The 1,578-nt window shown below is 43.9% G+C and carries 2 protein-coding genes; both read right to left on the minus strand.

Going from position 1 to position 1,578, the window contains the following annotated elements:
- Positions 1 to 79 precede the first annotated feature (79 nt).
- Complete coding sequence (locus tag PX636_RS21370; RefSeq protein WP_002739902.1) at positions 80 to 538, minus strand: cupin domain-containing protein; 459 nt, start codon at positions 536 to 538, stop codon at positions 80 to 82.
- A 48-nt stretch (positions 539 to 586) separates the two neighbouring features.
- Positions 587 to 1,429, minus strand: a complete 843-nt coding sequence (gene folP, locus PX636_RS21375) for a dihydropteroate synthase (RefSeq protein ID WP_288118766.1) — start codon at positions 1,427 to 1,429, stop codon at positions 587 to 589.
- Positions 1,430 to 1,578: the final 149 nt, after the last annotated feature.

Below are 1,578 nucleotides of genomic sequence, written 5' to 3' on the forward strand. Positions count from 1 at the left end.
CTTCTGGGAGGAACCTTTACCTTTTTTATCGCTCTTTTCCTGAAAAAAAGCCCAAAATTTAAGGGATGATATTGCTTGATTATCCTTTAATAGTTCCCATCAACACCTCTAAATCTTCTGCGTCTAACTCCTCTGGTATGCCATTACGAATTAATTCCGAAAAATCCTCATTGGGAACCATAAAACATAGTGCATAAAGTCTTCCGTCCCCCACATTTCTAATCTCGTGAATACCCGTGGGACGGACTAATAAACTATCCCCCGGCCCCAGGGGAATCGCTTTACCATCACAGATAGCCATTCCCTCCCCTTTGAGGATAAAAAACATTTCTACGGCAAAATGATGACGATGAGTAGGGGTGCGACCGTGGGGATCGAAAATTTCCACACAAACGGTCAAGGAATCCCCCGCTACGGTAGAATCAAAGACGATCGCTAAACGATTCGTATCCCCAGCGCTAATGCGAAAAACTTGATAATCCCGGGGAGATCGAATCACGGGTAACATACAATAATCGCTGGTCAGTTGGCTATTCATCGCTAATTTCGATCAAACTGTGGATGATTCTAAGACTAGCAAAAATTTTCAACTTCGCTCGATTGCGTCCACCACTTTACTCACATCTACGATCGCAGCCACATCATGGACGCGCAGGATATCGGCCCCCTTAGCGATCGCTATGGCACAGGCCGCCGCCGTTCCGAAAACTCGTTCTTTTGGGTCATCTTTGCCTGTAATCTCGCCGATAAAGCGTTTTCTCGACAATCCAATTAAAATAGGTAAATCTAAATCCCGAAATTGCCCTAATTCTCGCAATAACTCAAGATTTTGTGTCCCAGTTTTGGCAAAACCAATCCCCGGATCGATGATAATATTTTCCCTAGCAATGCCCCACTGTAAAGCTTCCTTAACGCGATTCTGTAAAAATTCTTTAATTTCCTTGACTAAATCATCATAATGTGTTAGGGATTGCATGGTTTGCGGATTGCCCCGCAGGTGCATGAGGATGATGGGAACGGCCAATTTAGCCACCGTGGGCAATAATAGGCGATCGAAGGTTCCCCCAGAAATATCATTGATCAAATCGGCCCCGGCGGCGATACCTTGGGCTGCCACGATCGCCCGGGTAGTATCGAGAGAGATAGGAATAGAACTTTGTTGTCGAATAGCGATGATTACGGGGATAACTCGCGATAATTCTGCTTCTAGGCTAATTTCTTCGGCTCCCGGACGGCTGGATTGACCACCGATATCGATTATATCAGCCCCGGCCTCGATCATTTTCATCGCCTGTAGCAGGGCATTTTCAACATTGTCAAATTCTCCCCCATCACTAAAACTATCGGGAGTAACGTTTAAAACACCCATGATATAGGTGCGTTTTCCCCAAGCAAAAATATGTTCACGAATTGCCGTTAAACTAGACATAATACTAAACCTCTTGTAAAAATCAAAAATTGTTGTTAGGGTTAGAAGTCAGGAGTCAGGAGAATTAAGAATGAATAATAATCAATTAAATGGTCTATAGCGTTTCCTGTTCGCACGAGGTACATTATCGATGTTGAAAAGTTTAATCA

The sequence above is a fragment of the Microcystis sp. M53598_WE2 genome (assembly GCF_030067735.1).
Taxonomy (GTDB): domain Bacteria; phylum Cyanobacteriota; class Cyanobacteriia; order Cyanobacteriales; family Microcystaceae; genus Microcystis; species Microcystis aeruginosa.